Here is a 284-nt window from a genome sequence, read left to right on the forward strand (position 1 = left end):
ACGCCGCCGCCGGGGACGATGCCCTCCTCCACGGCCGCCTTGGCGTTGCGCACCGCGTCCTCGATGCGGTGCTTGCGCTCCTTGAGCTCGACCTCGGTGGCGGCGCCGGCCTTGATGACGGCCACGCCGCCGGCGAGCTTGGCCAGGCGCTCCTGGAGCTTCTCGCGGTCGTAGTCGGAGTCGGTGTTGTCGATCTCGGCGCGGATCTGGTTGACCCGGCCGGCGATCTGCTCGGCGTCGCCGGCACCGTCGACGATGGTGGTCTCGTCCTTGGTGACGATGAC

1 pseudogene is annotated in these 284 nt (G+C 70.8%); it reads right to left on the bottom strand.

The window, feature by feature from the left end:
* Positions 1–284: pseudogene (groEL, locus tag ACSC1Q_RS43235) on the bottom strand (chaperonin GroEL); the annotation flags it as partial.

It is taken from the genome of Streptosporangium heterodermiicola, from assembly GCF_051390675.1.
Classification (GTDB): domain Bacteria; phylum Actinomycetota; class Actinomycetes; order Streptosporangiales; family Streptosporangiaceae; genus Streptosporangium.